Annotated in this window: 14 protein-coding genes; 7 read left to right on the top strand and 7 right to left on the bottom strand. The window is 65.8% G+C overall.

The window, feature by feature from the left end; genetic code table 11:
- Positions 1-40: 40 nt before the first annotated feature.
- Entirely contained in the window at positions 41-1,186 is a 1,146-nt protein-coding gene (locus tag C0R46_RS00665) for a DSD1 family PLP-dependent enzyme (RefSeq protein ID WP_102957660.1), read from the bottom strand.
- Positions 1,187-1,278: 92 nt separating this feature from the next.
- Here C0R46_RS00665 and C0R46_RS00660 point away from each other — a divergent pair, with 92 nt between their 5' ends.
- From C0R46_RS00660 to C0R46_RS00630, 7 genes are all read left to right on the top strand, one after another.
- Positions 1,279-2,466 carry an ROK family transcriptional regulator gene (locus C0R46_RS00660; protein WP_245413361.1) on the top strand — a complete coding sequence of 396 codons (1,188 nt, stop codon included), beginning with the start codon at positions 1,279-1,281 and terminating at the stop codon, positions 2,464-2,466.
- 99 nt (positions 2,467-2,565) lie between these two features.
- The gene (locus C0R46_RS00655; RefSeq protein ID WP_102957658.1) at positions 2,566-3,843 is read left to right on the top strand and encodes an ABC transporter substrate-binding protein; all 1,278 of its coding nucleotides are present in this window, start codon (positions 2,566-2,568) and stop codon (positions 3,841-3,843) included.
- 63 nt (positions 3,844-3,906) lie between these two features.
- Positions 3,907-4,791 (top strand): carbohydrate ABC transporter permease, encoded by an 885-nt coding sequence (locus C0R46_RS00650; RefSeq protein ID WP_102957657.1) that lies wholly within the window; start codon positions 3,907-3,909, stop codon positions 4,789-4,791.
- The gene (locus tag C0R46_RS00645) at positions 4,788-5,663 is read left to right on the top strand and encodes a carbohydrate ABC transporter permease (protein ID WP_198598207.1); all 876 of its coding nucleotides are present in this window, start codon (positions 4,788-4,790) and stop codon (positions 5,661-5,663) included. Before C0R46_RS00650 ends, C0R46_RS00645 begins: the two co-directional genes overlap by 4 nt.
- Before the next feature lie 23 nt (positions 5,664-5,686).
- Positions 5,687-6,793 carry an ABC transporter ATP-binding protein gene (locus tag C0R46_RS00640; protein ID WP_102957656.1) on the top strand — a complete coding sequence of 369 codons (1,107 nt, stop codon included), beginning with the start codon at positions 5,687-5,689 and terminating at the stop codon, positions 6,791-6,793.
- Positions 6,794-6,800: 7 nt separating this feature from the next.
- Positions 6,801-7,775, top strand: coding sequence for an N-acetylglucosamine kinase (locus C0R46_RS00635; protein ID WP_102957655.1), 975 nt, complete (start codon positions 6,801-6,803; stop codon positions 7,773-7,775).
- Positions 7,772-8,770 carry an SIS domain-containing protein gene (locus tag C0R46_RS00630; protein ID WP_102957654.1) on the top strand — a complete coding sequence of 333 codons (999 nt, stop codon included), beginning with the start codon at positions 7,772-7,774 and terminating at the stop codon, positions 8,768-8,770. The genes C0R46_RS00635 and C0R46_RS00630 overlap by 4 nt, the downstream gene beginning before the upstream one ends.
- Positions 8,771-9,107: 337 nt before the next feature.
- Here C0R46_RS00630 and C0R46_RS00625 read toward each other — a convergent pair whose 3' ends face one another.
- From C0R46_RS00625 to C0R46_RS00595, 6 genes are all read right to left on the bottom strand, one after another.
- Positions 9,108-9,986 carry a Crp/Fnr family transcriptional regulator gene (locus tag C0R46_RS00625; RefSeq protein ID WP_102957653.1) on the bottom strand — a complete coding sequence of 293 codons (879 nt, stop codon included), beginning with the start codon at positions 9,984-9,986 and terminating at the stop codon, positions 9,108-9,110.
- A 992-nt stretch (positions 9,987-10,978) separates the two neighbouring features.
- Positions 10,979-11,722, bottom strand: coding sequence for an SH3 domain-containing protein (locus C0R46_RS00615; protein WP_114348360.1), 744 nt, complete (start codon positions 11,720-11,722; stop codon positions 10,979-10,981).
- A gap of 96 nt (positions 11,723-11,818) precedes the next feature.
- Positions 11,819-12,160, bottom strand: a complete 342-nt coding sequence (gene csgH / locus C0R46_RS00610; protein WP_157944507.1) for a curli-like amyloid fiber formation chaperone CsgH — start codon at positions 12,158-12,160, stop codon at positions 11,819-11,821.
- A 66-nt stretch (positions 12,161-12,226) separates the two neighbouring features.
- Positions 12,227-12,973 carry a hypothetical protein gene (locus C0R46_RS00605; protein WP_102957649.1) on the bottom strand — a complete coding sequence of 249 codons (747 nt, stop codon included), beginning with the start codon at positions 12,971-12,973 and terminating at the stop codon, positions 12,227-12,229.
- A 32-nt stretch (positions 12,974-13,005) separates the two neighbouring features.
- The gene (locus tag C0R46_RS00600; RefSeq protein ID WP_102957648.1) at positions 13,006-13,506 is read right to left on the bottom strand and encodes a hypothetical protein; all 501 of its coding nucleotides are present in this window, start codon (positions 13,504-13,506) and stop codon (positions 13,006-13,008) included.
- Between the two features lie 124 nt (positions 13,507-13,630).
- Positions 13,631-15,298, bottom strand: coding sequence for a hypothetical protein (locus C0R46_RS00595; RefSeq protein WP_102957647.1), 1,668 nt, complete (start codon positions 15,296-15,298; stop codon positions 13,631-13,633).
- Between the last annotated feature and the right edge of the window lie 55 nt (positions 15,299-15,353).

The raw sequence follows: 15,353 nt of genomic DNA, 5'->3' as shown, positions 1-15,353 counted from the left end.
TTCGGCCAACCGCTGCCTCGTTCGACCGCCTTTCGCTCTCCTACCAGGACTTGCCTCTGGCGGTGACCGGCCACAGTGTTTCCACGCGGCCGTCGCGGATGCAGACGTACCAGTCGTGCAGGTTGCAGGTCGGGTCGCAGTGGCCGGGGACCAGCCGGACGCGCTCGTTGACGCGCAAGGTGTCGCCCGGATCCGAGAGGTTTCCGTGCTCGTCCGAGACCCCGACATAGGCGACGCCCTCGCGATCGAAGACACGGGGCAGACCGCTGTCGGTCGAGAGCGATTTGAGGCCGGCGTCGCAGACGGCGCGGCCCGGTGCCGGCCGGCTCATCACCGAAGTCAGGACGAAAAGAGCATTCTCGAACCCGCCGGGACGTCCGCCGTCAGCGGCACGGATGCGCTCGTAATCGGCGTCCATGAAGACGTAGGAGCCGCATTGCAGTTCGTTGTAGACGCCTGAACGGCCTTCCAGCGGAAAACTGCCCGTGCCGGCACCTCCGACGATGCCACAGGAAAGGCCCGCTTCGCCGAGTAGCGCCACCGTGCGCTCCGTCAGCGTAACGGCCCCCGCGATGGCAGCAGCCCGCTCGGCTGGATCGACGATGTGCTGGGCCGGACCGTGATAGGCTTGCAGGCCGGCGAAGACGAGACCGGGCGTTGCGGCAACGCGAAGGGCAAGATCGCGGGCCGGCTCACCGGGTTGAGTCCCACATCTCCCGGCGCCGCAGTCGATCTCCACCAGGACCTCGATGGTCGAGCCATGCTGCAAAGCGGCACGGGACAGGTCGGGAAGAGCTCCGGCATCGTCGACGCAGACGATGATGCGAGCCTGGAGCGCCAACCGCGCCAGCCGGTCGAGCTTCACGGGATCACGCACCTCGTTCGCCACCAGGACGTCGCGGATACCGCCGCGGACCAGTGCCTCTGCCTCGGAGACCTTCTGGCACGAGATGCCGCAGGCCCCTCCCCGTTCGATCTGGAGGCGGGCGATGTCGGCCGACTTGTGGGTCTTGGCGTGCGGACGCAGCCGAACTCCCATCGCCTCGGCGGCACGACGCATCCGCTCGAGGTTGCGCTCGAAAGCGTCGAGATCGATCAGAAGCGCCGGCGTCTGGATCTCTTCGAGGCGGGCACCTGTCGCAGCGGGAACGTCGTAGCCGACCTCGAGAGAGGAGAGAGCGTCCATTTCTGTCCTTTCGGTCCTGCAAGGCCTATGTGGTAGATAACGAATCTGCCGAACGCCATATTGGTTAAACACCTGAACAAATGAAAGCCGCGTTGTCGAACCATCCCTCACCGGCTCTCAGGCCGAGCCTGACGGCAAGCGCGCAGGCGGTCTTCCGAACCCTTGTTGCCGATGGCCCGGCGACGCGTCCGCAGATCGGCGCGCTGCTGGACCTGTCCCGTCCCACCATGTCCGCCGCCATGGGCGAGTTGGAGCGCCTCGGCTTCGTCGAAAAGGTCGGCGAGTCGCAAGGGAGCCTCGGGCGCAAGGCGGCACTCTATCGCGCCGGTCACGAAGCGGGCCATGTCGTTGCCGTCGACGCCGGTTCGACGCATGTGCGGCTGCGCGTGTCCACGCTCGACCGGCGGCTGCTGCACAGCCGCACCTATCGGCTGCCCTCGAACCACAAGGTCATGGACGAGGAGATCAGCCTTGCCGTCGCCGAAGAGTTCGAGGCGGCGAATGCCGAGCGCGAGCCGGCCTGGGGTCCGCTGAGGGCCATCGGCATCGCGCTGCCGGCCCGCGTCGTGCGGCCTGGCAGCGGCGACACGGCATCAACCCGCCAGGATCGCCTCTTCACCCATTTCACGCCACCACCCGACCTGCCGCTGATCCTGGAGAACAACGTCAACTGCGCCGCCGTAGCCGAGCGCTTCTACGGGGTGGCGCGCGGCGAGGAGGACTTCGCCTATATCCAGATCGGCCTGAAGCTTGGCATGGGCCTGATGCTGGGCGGGCGTCTCGTTCGCGGGCGCAACGGGGCGGCTGGCGAGATCGGGCATATCGCCTTTCCGCTCGCGCCGGGCCTCTCACCGGCCGCCGGAGAGATCGAGACCTATCTCGGCACCGAGGCGCTGATGGAGCGGGTGCTCGGCGCCTGGAGCGAGGATGCCGGAGCTGCCCCGGCCGATGCGAGCGAGCTCTTCGCTCTCGCCGCGGCCGGCCATGTGCAGGCACTCGACGCTGTGCGCCGCCACGCCGAGGATATCGGGGCCCTGGTCGCCACCTGCGTGGCTGTCGTTGATCCGGGCCTCGTCGTTCTCGGCGGCGGTGTCGGCACGAGCCCGCTCCTCCTGCCGACGGTTCCGGAACTCGCCGCGCGGCTCAGCTATCCCGTCACCGTCCGTAGCAGCACGCTCGGATCCGATGCGACCGTGCTCGGGATCGAGCGCCTAGCGGCGGAGCAGGCGATGGAGGGATTGATGTCAGATGGCGCGAGAACGGAGAATTCCTCGCACTGACATATTGCGCTCCTGATTTTGTTTGTTAACATGCCTAACATAAGCGGGTCCGGGAGAGGACAAGCTTGGTGATCGTGTTGACGAGCAATGGAGCCCTTTATGCGTCCTGCAGCCAGCCTGACTTCAGCCTTTGCTTTCCTGTGTCTCGCGGGCCCGCTCGGGGCCGCCACGCCGGCCGCCGCGCAAGCGCCGGTCACGCTCGAATACTGGGTCTATTCCGACTTCGCGCAGGGCGAGGCCCTCGCCCTCCAGCAGAAGTTCATCTCCGAGTTCCGCGAGAAGCACCCCAATGTCACGATCAACATTTCGGGTCGCGGCGATGACGATCTGACCGCGGGCCAGGTCGCAGGCGCGGCAAGCGGCACCCTGCCGGACGTCTTCATGAACGGTCTTGCCGTCGGCGCGCAGCTCGTGGAGGTCGGCGCCCTGTCCAACATCTATCCGCAGTGGATGAAGATGCCGCAGGAGTACCGCGACCAGTTCGACAAGGATGCGCTGGCAAGCTGTATGCCGAAGCCGGACACGCTCTACTGCCTGCCCTATACCGGCTTCGGCGAGATCATGTTCCGCAACCTGAAGGTCCTGCGCGAGGCCGGCATCGATACGGCCCAGCCGCCGAAGGACTGGGCGGAGTGGTACGCGCAGATGCAGAAAGTGAAGGAGTCCGGGAAATACGCCATGCCGGACCAGACCCAGGTCTTCAATTCCGTTGCCAGCACCTATGCCGTGGTCGGCGACGTGAAGGGCTGGGGAGTCGACTTCGAGACGAAGAAGACGCGGATCGATCCCGCCACTTACGCCAAGGTGCTCCAGCTCTTCGTCGACATGGCCCCGCTCAACAGCGGCACCAGCCGCAATGACCAGGCCACCAAGGACCTCTTCATCACCAACCAGCTCGCCTTCCACGTCGTCGGTCCCTGGGTGGACCCGACCTACAAGCAGGCGGCGGCGGATTCCGGCCTCGAATACGACTTCACGCTCGTTCCGGCCATGGATGCGAGCCGCCATGGCGGCATCAAGAGCTACGAGATCGTCGGCGTCGCGCCCGGCACGAACCAGGACATCGCCTTCGAATTCGCCGCCTTCATCACAGAGAAGAACCAGATGGCGCGCTGGGCCGAACTTCTGTCGCGTTATAATGCCAATGCCGCTGCCATGGCCGAGCCGGCCGTCGCCAAGCTGCCGCTGGTCGCGACCTCGGTCGAGGCGGTGAAGTACGCCGTCGACGTCATGCCGCCCTACTTCGTCGGCGCTTATCCGAACTGCTATCGCTCGATCGTCACCGACAACGCCTCCGCCGTTGCCGACGGCGACATGACGCCGGACGAAGGCGCCAAGGCCCTCGTCGAAGAACTGAACGACTGCCTCGCGAACTGATCAACCGAAAGGCGAACCCGGCGGCGGCCTCGTCGCCGGACGTTCCCTGCGGAGTCCTGGCATATGCCTACGAGACACCTGCCGCACTACCTGATGGTGCTGCCCTTCATGCTGCTCTTTGCGGTCTTCTTCCTGTACCCGATCGCGAGCGGCTTCTTCTACAGCTTCCATGACTGGAACGCGGCGAGCGACCCGCGCTTCGTCGGCCTCGCCAACTACACCCGCATCCTCGGCTCGCGCGATTTCGAGCGGGCCATGTGGAACCTGGCCACCTATATCGTGATCACGGTCCCGCTCGGCATCCTCACCGCGCTCGGCCTTGCGCTCCTCGTCGACAGCTTCACAGGCTTCTGGTCGAACGTCTTCCGCAGCGTCTTCTTTCTGCCTGTCGTGCTGCCGGCGTTTCTCGCCGCCACGATCTGGCGCTGGATGTATGCGCCGAGCTTCGGCCTGATCAACATGGTGCTCGGCTGGTTCGGCATCCCCTCCGTCAACTTCCTCAACGACACCGGCACGATGCTCTACGCGTTGATCGCGGTCGATATCTGGGTGTCGGCGGGCTTCAACATGGTGATCCTGCTGGCCGGCCTGAAGAACATCCCGACCGATCTGTACGAGGCCGCGCGCCTCGATGGGGCGAGCCGCTTCCAGCAGATCCGCTACGTCACCATCCCGATGCTGGCGCCGGTGCTGTTCTTCGTGACTACCTACGGCTTCATCTCGGCGCTGCAGGTCTTCGATGTCCCCTGGCTCCTGACCGGCTCGTCCTTCACGCAGTATGGCGGGCGCCAGAACGCCCTCCTCTTCCCCGTCATGGACATGATGGGGCGCGCCTTCGGAGCCGTGCGCTTCGGCCAGGCCGCCGCCTACGGCTTCATCCTGACAGCGATCATCGTTGCCTTCACGGCGGTCATGTTCGCGCTGCGCGGCAAGGAGGCGCAACGATGACCCTCGCCCTCGATGCCGCGACACCGCGCCGGCGGCGCATGGCCTCCGTGACCTACTGGGACGTGCTGAAATGGGTAATCGCCCTTTCGGTGACGGTCGTCATCCTCTTCCCGATCTGGTGGATGATCAACGTCGTCTTCGCCGAGCCGGGCACGCCCGTCTCGATCAATCCGCGGCTGCTGCCGACCTCCCTGGAGGCCGGCTGGTCGAAGATCCTGATGATCCTGCGCGAGACTGAGTACCTGCGCGCCTACTACATCTCGGTGGCCTATGCGCTGCTGACCATCATCGGCGTCCTGGCGGTCGGCTCGATGGCGGCATTCGAATTTGCCCTCTTCGACTTCCCCGGCAAGCGCCCGCTCTTCGGCCTCGTGATGCTGTCGCTGATGGTGCCGACAGCAGTGACGATCGTGCCGACCTACCTCCTCGTCGCCGACATGGGCTGGCTCAACACCATGCAGGGTCTCGTCGTGCCGGGCATGGCCTCGGCCTTCGGCCTCTTCCTCCTCGTCCAGTTCATGAAGGGGATCCCGCACGAAATGATCGAGGCGGCGCGGCTCGATGGCGCCGGCCACTTCCAGATCTACTGGCACGTGGTGATGCCGCTGGCGAAGAACGCCCTCGTGACGCTGGCCATCCTCACCTTCATGCGCACCTGGGGCAACTTCATGTGGCCGCTGATCGTCGCGCCGAACGCGCAGATGTACACGGTCGGCCAGGTCGTCGGCTTGTTCAACGCACCCTACTCCCACCATACGGTCGACGTCGTGATGACGGCGAACCTCCTGGCTGCCGTACCCCCGCTGATCTTCTTCCTGATCTTCCAGCGCAAGATCGTCGAAGGCATCGCCATGTCCGGCACCAAGGGCTGATCGGAACAATCGAGGATCATCGGATGGCTCGACTCGACATCACCAACCTGGCCAAATCCTTCGGCCCCATGAGCGTCCTCAGCGACGTCAATCTCCACATCGACAGCGGTGAGTTCGTCGTCTTCGTCGGCCCCTCCGGCTGCGGCAAGTCCACGCTGCTGCGCATCATCTCCGGTCTGGAGACGATGACGTCCGGCCAGCTGCGGATCGACGGCGCCATCATGAACGATGTGGATCCCGCCCAGCGCGGCACCGCCATGGTGTTCCAGTCCTATGCGCTCTACCCGCATATGACGGCTGCCGAGAACATGGGCTTCAGCCTGAAGATGGCCCGGCAGACCAAGCCGACGATCCGCGAGAAGGTGGCCAAGGCCGCCTCGATCCTGCGCCTGGATGCGCTCCTCGAACGTCGTCCCTCACAGCTTTCGGGCGGCCAGAAGCAGCGCGTGGCCATCGGCCGCGCGATCGTGCGCCAGCCGAAGGTCTTCCTCTTCGACGAGCCTCTGTCCAACCTCGATGCGGAGTTGCGCGTCCGGATGCGCGCCGAGCTGATCGACCTCCATCGCCGGCTCGGCGCGACGATGATCTACGTCACCCACGACCAGGTCGAGGCCATGACGCTCGCCGACAAGATGGTCGTGATGAACGGCGGCATCGTCCAGCAGTTCGGACGTCCGCTCGATCTCTACGACGATCCCGACAACCGGTTCGTCGCCGGCTTCATCGGCAGCCCCAAGATGAACTTCCTGAAGGCCCGCGTCGGTGACGTTCGCCCGGAGCGCGTAACCCTCTCCGACATCGCCGGCACTTCGACCGCGCTCGAGCTTCCATTCCGCGGCTTCGACCCCGCGGTGTCTTCAGTGGAGATCGGCATCCGCCCGGAGCATGTGCGCCTCGCCCCCACGGACGAGGCCGGGCCGAACGACATCTCCGCCGACGTCGCCTTCGTGGAGGAGCTCGGCGACGTCACCTACATCCATGCCGACATGCCCGGTGGCGAGCGCCTGATCGTGCGCAGCGACGGCATGCGCTACAGCGGCGGCAAGACCTGCCGTGCCCGGCTTGATCCCGGTCGTTTCCTCCTCTTCGATCCCTCGGGACACCGCATCCGGTCGGCCCATGCGCATTGAGGACGCCATGACCGCTTCCGGACCGGTGTTTCCGGCCCGTATCGTCGGCATCGACATCGGCGGGACCAAGACGCATCTGCGGTTGGAAGGGCCGGAGGGCCGGCGTGACCGCGTCCTGCCGAGCCAGGACTGGCGCAAGCGCGACTGGGCGTTCGACGCGACGGCTTTGATCGGCCTCGTCACCGAGCTTGCCGCCGGCGACCCTGTCGCCGCGATCGCGGTGGGCGCGCATGGCTGCGACGACGGCGCCGAATGCGAGGCCTTCGAAGCGGCATTCCTGCCGGTCAGCGCCTGTCCGGTTCAGGTGGTCAACGACGCCGAGCTCATGCCGGCAGCGCTCGGCCTGGAACATGCCATAGGCCTCGTGGCGGGCACCGGCTCCATTGCCGTCTGCCGGGACAGCGCCGGGCAGATGCATGTCGCGGGCGGATGGGGCTGGATCATCGGCGACGAGGGAAGCGCCGCGAGCCTGGTGCGCGAGGCAGCACGAGCCGTCGCACACCACCTCGACCGGGGCGGCTCGGAGGATGATCCGCTTGCCCGCCGCCTCTTTGCGGCGCTGGAGATTCCCTCTCCCGCCCGTATCGGCAGCCGGCTCGCGCAGATCGGCTCGGCCGCAGCGCTCGGCGCCCATGCCCGGCTCGTCTTCGAGGCCGAGCGCGAAGGCTCGGCGCTCGCGGCAAAGGTCGTCGAGGACGGGGGACGAGCGCTCGCCGACCTCGTGGCGAGTTTAGAGGCACGCGGTGTCCGCGCCGATACGGTGGTCGCCGGCGGCAGCGTGATCGTCGCGCAACCGAGCCTCTGGAAAGCCTTTTCTCGCGGTCTGGAGGCAGCCTGCCAAGGCCGCGTCGCCGCGCGACTTTTCGCGGGCGCCCCCGTCGAGGGCGCCTGCTTCCTGGCCCGCAGGCGGGCCGCTCTCGGGCTCGCGGGGCATAAGGCGCCTGCGGCCTTCATCGACATGGCAGCAAAGGCAAACGGATGAGCTACAGATCCACCATCGCCCGTCAGACTGAATCCCTGGCCGACAGCCTGAAGGCCGCCCAGGATGAGATCGCCGGCCAGAACCTTTCCGCTCTCGGCAATGGACTGATCGCAGTGACCGGCATCGGGGCGAGCTTCGCGGCAGCCGTTGTCGTGGCCGGCGAGCTTCAGCGGCGCGGCAAGCGGGCTTTCGCGATCCGCTCCGGCGAGATGATGGACGGGCTCGACCTCGCCGACACGGTGGTCGCCCTGTCGCACCGTGGCCGCAGCGTCGAGACCGTGGAGGCCCTTCGCCGCCTGCCGAAGGCGCGCAGCATCGCCATCACCAACGATCCGGCAAGCCCGCTGGCAGAAGCGGCGACGCATCACGTTCGCCTCGCCAACGGGTCGGACGCAACGCCGTCCAGCACCGGATACACGGCGACGCTCCTTGCTGCCGGCCTCGTTTGCGACGCGATCACGGGCGTGTCGGAGGACTGGTCCGGCGTGCCTGGCCTCGCCAGCTCGGTGCTGGCCGCCGCGGGCGAGAAGATGGGCCGCCTCGACAAGCTGTTCGCCAAGCGCCGCGCCATCGACTGCGTCGGTACCGGCTCGGCGCTCGGCACCGCCGACGGCGCCTCGCTCCTCATCCGGGAGGCCGCGCGCATTCCCGCTTCGGCCTATGAAACGCGGCACTATCTCCACGGGCCGATGGAATCGATGGACGAGACCACCGGCGTCGTTCTCTTCGGCCGCGGACGCGAGGTCGAGCTCGCCCGCAACCTGGAGGCGATCGGCTGTCCGTCTCTGCTGGTGACCTCGGATGCGGCGATCACCGATGGAGACACGTTGACGGTGATCCGGGTGCCCGCCTTCGAGAACCGGGTCATGCAGGGCCTTGCCGACATCTTCGCGCCGCAGCTCCTGGCGGCCACCCTGTCGGATGCGGCGGGCCTGACCGACGTCAAGTTCCGCTACCGGCAGAACGACACCAAGATCGTCGCTGCGGCGGCCTGACTGAGCGAGACATGAACTCTTCCGTGGCGGGCCGCCTCCAGGCGCTCCGGCACGGGAGGTGCCGACCTCGGCATCTTCGCATCCGATGGGAGCCCAGCCGGCCCGACAAGCTCGGCTGGAGCTGACCATCCGCACCGATGATCCTGCCACCGACAATAACGTCTGGCAGCCGCTCGGGCTGCCCTGCGGCTCCCCCTGGCACTCCGCACCGAGCCTTCACCGCGCCTTCGCCACGCCTCGTCGTGGCAAAGGACCTCCATGCCCGCCGGTGGACAGAGGCCTAGCTGCGCATCTGAAACTCCGTCACGTCTGCGGGCGGCGCTTGAGGAGCTCAGCATCAGGCAAGGATGCCAAACAGGCGGCGGCCGAGCCGATCATGCAGCCCTTCGGAGCCGTCGCGCCGCGCCGCTCTCCTGAGGGGCAGCACGACGGGATGAGGCGCTGGAGGTCTGGTTACGAAATCAGTGCGGGTAAGCCTCAGCCTCTGGCTTGCTGCTCGACAGGAAGCTCGGCGTGAACTCGGCAAGAGAGGTGAGACGGTCCCATCCGGGATGAGGATCATGTGCCCGTGCGTCGTGATTAACGCATTGGCGCGCAGCTGCTGCAACATGCGGTTGACGTGAACCGACGTTAGTCCCATCGCGTCACCAAGCTGCTCCTGCGTGATCTGCAGAAGATAGTTCTGCCGATCGCCGAGGCCGACTCGCTCCATTCTCAGACCCATCTCGCACAGGAGATGCGCGACGCGCGAAAGCGCTGGCTTGCGGCCTATATTGGCGACCCATTTGGCAAGGATCGCGGTGTCGACCGTCGTGTCTCGCCAGAATGCCAAGCCGACATTCGGCAGATCTGCGCCGAGGCTCCGCAGCGACCTGTGAGGAATGCAGATCACGGTCGAAGCGCTGATCGCCGCGATCCCCGACTGGGTCAGCGGCGAAATTACCGTTTGAAGGTCGGCCATGTCGCCGGGAATGTAGAGTGCCGTGATCTGGCGCAGACCGTTCTTCGTATAGTCCGTGCGGCCGAGGCAGCCGGCCGAGACCAAGATCGCATGGTCCGCCATTATTTCGGGCGCGACGATCTCCTCGTTGGCACCGACCTGGAGAACGACCCCATCGAGCTTGAGAACCGCCTGCTGCTCGTCAGTCGTGAGGATCGAGTTGCGCTGCAGTCGCCGGAGGAAGAGCGACTGCGCACTCGCGGGAGGAGGTGTCATCTTGGCGCCCTTCGCGGTTCGCCGAGACAGTCGGCGCAGCCATAAGGATAGCTCACAAAAAAGTTGGCGCGTTAACACATGTGTAGACGGCTGACGCGACTGGCCGGTTCTTCCATCGGCCGGACGGATTACCGGGCGGCCCCGAGCCCATCTTTCGCCGGGCGCGAAACACGGAGGCACGGGCGCGGTTCTCCGACAGAAGCGGCTGGACGTGCATCTCTTGGATCTCGCCACAGTCGGGACGTCAACATCGGATCAGACGACCTGACCCCGGGCGGCGTCGAACGGCATCATTCCGTCTTCAGGATGAACCTTGAGGTGCTCTGACAGTTATGGACAGTCAGCGGCAAGTCGACACTGACGTCGCTGCGAACGGAAGTCAGATGATGTCCACGCTCAGACACATAGGCCTGCTTTTCGCGGGCGCTGCCATTATCGCTGCGGCTCCAATCTGGACGCCAGGAGCGCATCTGCAGCCTGCTGCTGCGCAGCAACTTCAAGATGGGGTCGAGACCTGCACACCGCCCGCGGCCGATGATGAGGCTACGACTGCGGCCGACGAGCCCAGTCAGCAGATAGCGTCCTGCGGCACGATCGTGGCACCGCCGGAAGCAGAGCCGCTTGATGAGGGCGAACAGGCGGAGGCGCCGACGCCAATCGACCCGACATCCGGCGCGTCGAGGACCTCATCCACAGCCCCGCTCGAGGCTGCTCCTCTGACGCCGACGCCGCTCCAGCAGGATCCGCACAGCAGCTCGCCTGGCCGGTAAATACCACGTCCTGCCGACGCAGCCGGCGAAGACCGGCTCCATCTGGATCGAAGACGTCGCCGGCAGCCAAGTCTGACGGCCGGCCGCATCCAAGATCCCCGCATGCGACGGCGCAAGTGGCGGCAAGGCCGTCGGCAACATCCGCCTGTGGGCATTGATGCAAAAAAGTATGCTGTGCCGACGGCACGCGGCTGCGGGCCGCCGACGCACTATACGGCTTGCTCAGTTCGCGCTGGGGCAGCTCTTCGTGAAGGTCAGCACCGGCCAACGGCCCTGACGAAGCGCCTTCTGGCGGATCCAACCGGAATAGTCCGCAACCTTCGCCCGGCACCAGAGCCCGTCCGATGCGGTAGTGCACTGGTCGATCACCACGCACGTGTCGGCGGGAATGGTGGAGACCACGGGTGCATCGGGTCGAGCCTCCGCACGAGCGTTCACCTGGATCAGCACGGAAGCGCGCGCGAGCTCTCCGTTGGCCGCCGGCGCGGGTGCCGCGAAGTCGGCCGGCTTGGCGCAGGTGGCGGTGTAGCCGTAATACACACAACCTTTCGCATCCGGTGCCGCCTCGACCGGCGCAGCCGCCGCAGCGTTCGACTGGACGCGCTCGAAAACGAGCGCCTTACCGCCGGCCGTATCACCGCTCATGCGGACCTGGTTACCGCCCATGCGCGCCAGCACCGTGTCTCCGGCGCCGAGCAGCGCCAACTGGTTGTTGACGATTCCCCAAGCCCTCACACCCGACAGCTCGCCGCCGCAATGCTCAGACGACAGCGCATAGGTGGCGCCCGTCTTCTTGCCCTCGAGCGAGATGCGGCAGGCGCCGCCATTGGAGAAAGCCGGATCAAGGCTCTGCCAGTGGCCGGAAAACGCCGCCACGAAGTCGCCTTCACTCTGCGCGCTCGCGCCCGTCATGGCACCCATGACGGCTGCGAAGGTGAGCCCGATCATCTTCATTCGCCGAGGCATTCTTTTCCCATCCCTCTTGCTTCACCATCCCCACGGCGAAGCGGACTTTTGGTCGATACTGGCTTGGGATGAGCCGGACCGCTCACGCCACGCTGTTCACTGTGCCTGCTGGAGGCCCGTCTCGACGGTGCTCGACGCGACCGGACGGCCGTTGGCGGCGAGGACGAGCCTCGCCGACAGGTGGTCGCCCGCTGCCATCGACAGACCAACTGTCGCGACATCGACGCTCTGGCCCTTCACCAGCTTGAACACTCCGCCCTGCGTGGTGGATGTCCGCCCACCTGCGCCAACGCGCTCGATCGTCAAGCGCGCGTCGACCTCGACGGCGGCCAGCCCAACAGCGCGGCCAGTGAGGCGGATACCAGACTCCGACGGTTCCACGGCGATCGTCGCCACCGCCGCCTCGCTTTCATCAGCACGGGCGGCTGCGCCGGTCATGACCACACCGAAGAGGGCTGCGAGCGCAAGAGCTCTGCTCCACAAGGACTTCATCTCGGCCACACCTCAGCGAGCTGTCTGCGTGACGGTGACGGTGCCCTGCGTGGAAACGCTGCCGAAGGAGGTCTGCGTCACCGAGACCGTGCCGTTCAGCGCATTCGTGTATACTTGCGCTGCCGTGGCCGAGTTCAGATTGTTGCCGTTCTGCGTGTAGACCACCGACGTTCCGGCCGCCGATCCTGACACGTCAAGTACGGTTTGGTTGCCGTTGCCGTTCTGGACGAGAAGGCCGCTCGTGTTCAGACCGGTCACGACGGTGCCGCGGTTCCCGTTGCCGTTCTGGATGATTGCGCCGTCGATTGCCTGTCCCCCGACCGTCAGCGCCGCGGCACTGCTCAAGGCGCCGACCGTCAAGGTGGCCGTGTTGCCGGAGCCGTTCTGCGCCACAAGACCGGTGCCGCCATTCTCGGCGCGGATCGTAACGGTGTTGCGGGAGGCTTCGGACGGGTAACCGCCCGCCGTGTTGTTCTGGTAGAGATAGACGTCGCCAGTGCCGGTGACGGTCACATCCGCGGCGTTGTTGCCCCCGAGCTGCTGCGCGGCTTCGGCCGGGGTGATCTGCAGTCCCGCTCCGTTCAAGTCGCCGAGTTCGAGGCCGCGCACCTCGCTGCCGGTGGCCTGCGTCTGATCGAGGGCAAGCTCGTTGCCGATCCCGCTCTGCAGGATCGTCAGCTTGTTGTCGTCAGCATGCGCCGAACCGCCGACACCGGTAACCGCACCGGCGATGGCCAATCCGAAAAGGGCGAGACGCATGCCGGAACCTCTGCGAGTGGACGGTCCCTGGCTTAGCGGGACCTTTGCGTGATGCTGATATTGTTGCCCGTTCCGCTCTGCGAAAACGAGGCGAAGTTGTTGCCGCCGAACTGCTGGACCGCCGCCTGGTTTCCCGTACCCGAGATCGAGCCGGTGATCATGTTGTGGCTGCCCTGCTGCAGCATGGCAAAGAGATTGCGCGATCCGATCACGTCCAGGCTGGCAAGGTTGCCCTGCCCGGTCTGCGTCAGGCTGCCGGGCATCAGGCCCGAGCTGAGTGCCGCGCCGCTGAAGACCGAGCCCGCCGGCCCGCCATTGCCATTGCCGGAGATGCTGACGCGGATCGTGTTCGCCGCCGCCGCGTCGAGGCTCGTCTCCTGCAGAAGGCTCAACTGGTTGCCATTGCCGGTGATCGTCAGATCCGCGACATTCAGAAGGTTCGGCGCGGAGAGGATCACCAGCGAGTTCTCGGCCGCGGCCGGAAAGGACATCAGCATCGCGCCAATGGCGAGACATGCGCGCACTCGGTTCATCGAACGGCTCCGGGTTTGTCTTGCCCGGACTATGGCGCATGCGACTTAAGGTCATTTTCCGCCGATCTCTCGCATTTTAAGCAACTTGCTTTTTCTGCTTCCTGCCGTTGTTGATCCCGCCACCCTACTGCTGGATGGAAAGTCCGTTGCCTTTTCCGCGCTGCGAAAAGGACGCGACGTTGCCGATCCCCGCCTGCGTCACCACCGCCTGGTTCCCGGACCCGGAGATGATGGCATAGATCCGGTTGTCCTGATCCTTCTGCGAGAAGGCGAACACGTTGAGGTCTCCGGTCAAAGCGAGATCGACACTGTTGAGGTTTCCGGTCTGCAGGATATCGCCCGACTTCATACCGGCGGCGAGGCTTGCCGTGAGTTGATCGCCCGAAAACACAGCCGCCTCAGGCGCGTTGTTGCTGATCCCGACAAGAGAGGTCGTCACACGATTGCCGGAACCAGTCTGGTTCACCTGAATCCGGTTGAGGTCGCCGGTGACGGCGGCTTGCGCCACATTGGCACCGCCGGACTGGACCAGCGAGAGGACGTTGTCGCTGCCCGCCGCAGACTTCGAGCCGACGGTTGCCAGCGCCATGTTGCCGTCTCCCGTCTGCGTCAGCGTCAGCCTGTTGCGCTCGCCCCACAATTCGCTTGCGGCGGCATTGCGATTGCCAGCTTGGCGGAAGGTCATGCCGTTGTCGTCGCCGACCTGACGAATGGCGAGCTCGTTGTCGTCACCGCTGACTGTGCCCGTGGCGCCGTTGCCATCGCCTTCCTGCAGAAAGCCGTAGAGGTTCTTGGCGCTCTCGTCCGAGGTCACGTAGCTGATGCTGTTGTCGTCGCCGATCTGGGAGACGAGCGCCTGGAACATGTTCCAGCTCGCCGGCAGCAGCGCAAAGGCACCGAGCCCTCCGGAGCCGTCGCCGCCATTGTCGTCGCCGGCAAGCGTCAGCGTGACCTTGTTGCCGGAGATGCCGACGCCGCTGTTGTTCTGCAGGATCTTGGCGACGATGTTGCGCGAGCCGCTTTCCAGCAGCCGCAACTCGTTCAAGAGGCCGATCTGCTCCACTGCGAGGACGCTGTTGTCGAGGCCGCGCGACTGCTCCAGAACCGCACCATTACCGATGCCGTTCTGGTTTACCGTCTCGATCCGCTGGCCGGAGCGCGACTGGGTGACATCGGCCCGGTTACCCTGACCTTCCTGATAGGCGGTGACGAGCGTATTGCCGGCGCCGGCGCTGTCGCCGGACTGGCTGATCGTCACGAGGTTGGTGACGCCCTCACCTACGCCGGTCGCAGTGTTCTTCTGGATGACTTGGCCCACCGTCTGCGCGATGCCGAGCGACACCTGGCGCAGCACCAGCGAGTTTGCAGCCTGCGCTGCCGCGCCGAAGGCGGCAACCGTCTGCTGCTGGATCGCCTCGATCGCATTGGTCGCAAGGCCGCCGATTGGCGTTTCCTGGACGATGTCGATGATGTTGCGGTCACCCACCTGGCCGGTGCCCGTCGCGACCAGGCCGAGGCTTGGTCGCACGCCCTGCCGCCTGTTGGTGGCGACGGCGTTGCCTGAGCCCGTCTGCTCGATGGTGATGGTGTTGTAGCGCCCGTCCTGCGACAGCGGAAGACCGTCGGCAGGACCACCGATGGTGTTTGCGTTGCCGTCCTGGGAGATGGCGATCGTATTCGTATCACCGGTCTGGCCGATATAGACGAAGTTGTCGCCGGCCGTCTGGGCGGAAGCGGAGCCGCCGATCAGAAGCACCAGTCCGACTGCGATCGTCGACGCCTCAACCTTCATGATCCGCCGTGCCTCATGAGTTCGGGCCCGCTGCGTGGGCCGAAAAGCCGGTGCG

The sequence above is a fragment of the Mangrovicella endophytica genome, from assembly GCF_002893625.1.
Taxonomy (GTDB): domain Bacteria; phylum Pseudomonadota; class Alphaproteobacteria; order Rhizobiales; family Rhizobiaceae; genus Mangrovicella; species Mangrovicella endophytica.
This window is presented reverse-complemented; position numbering and strand designations above follow the sequence as displayed.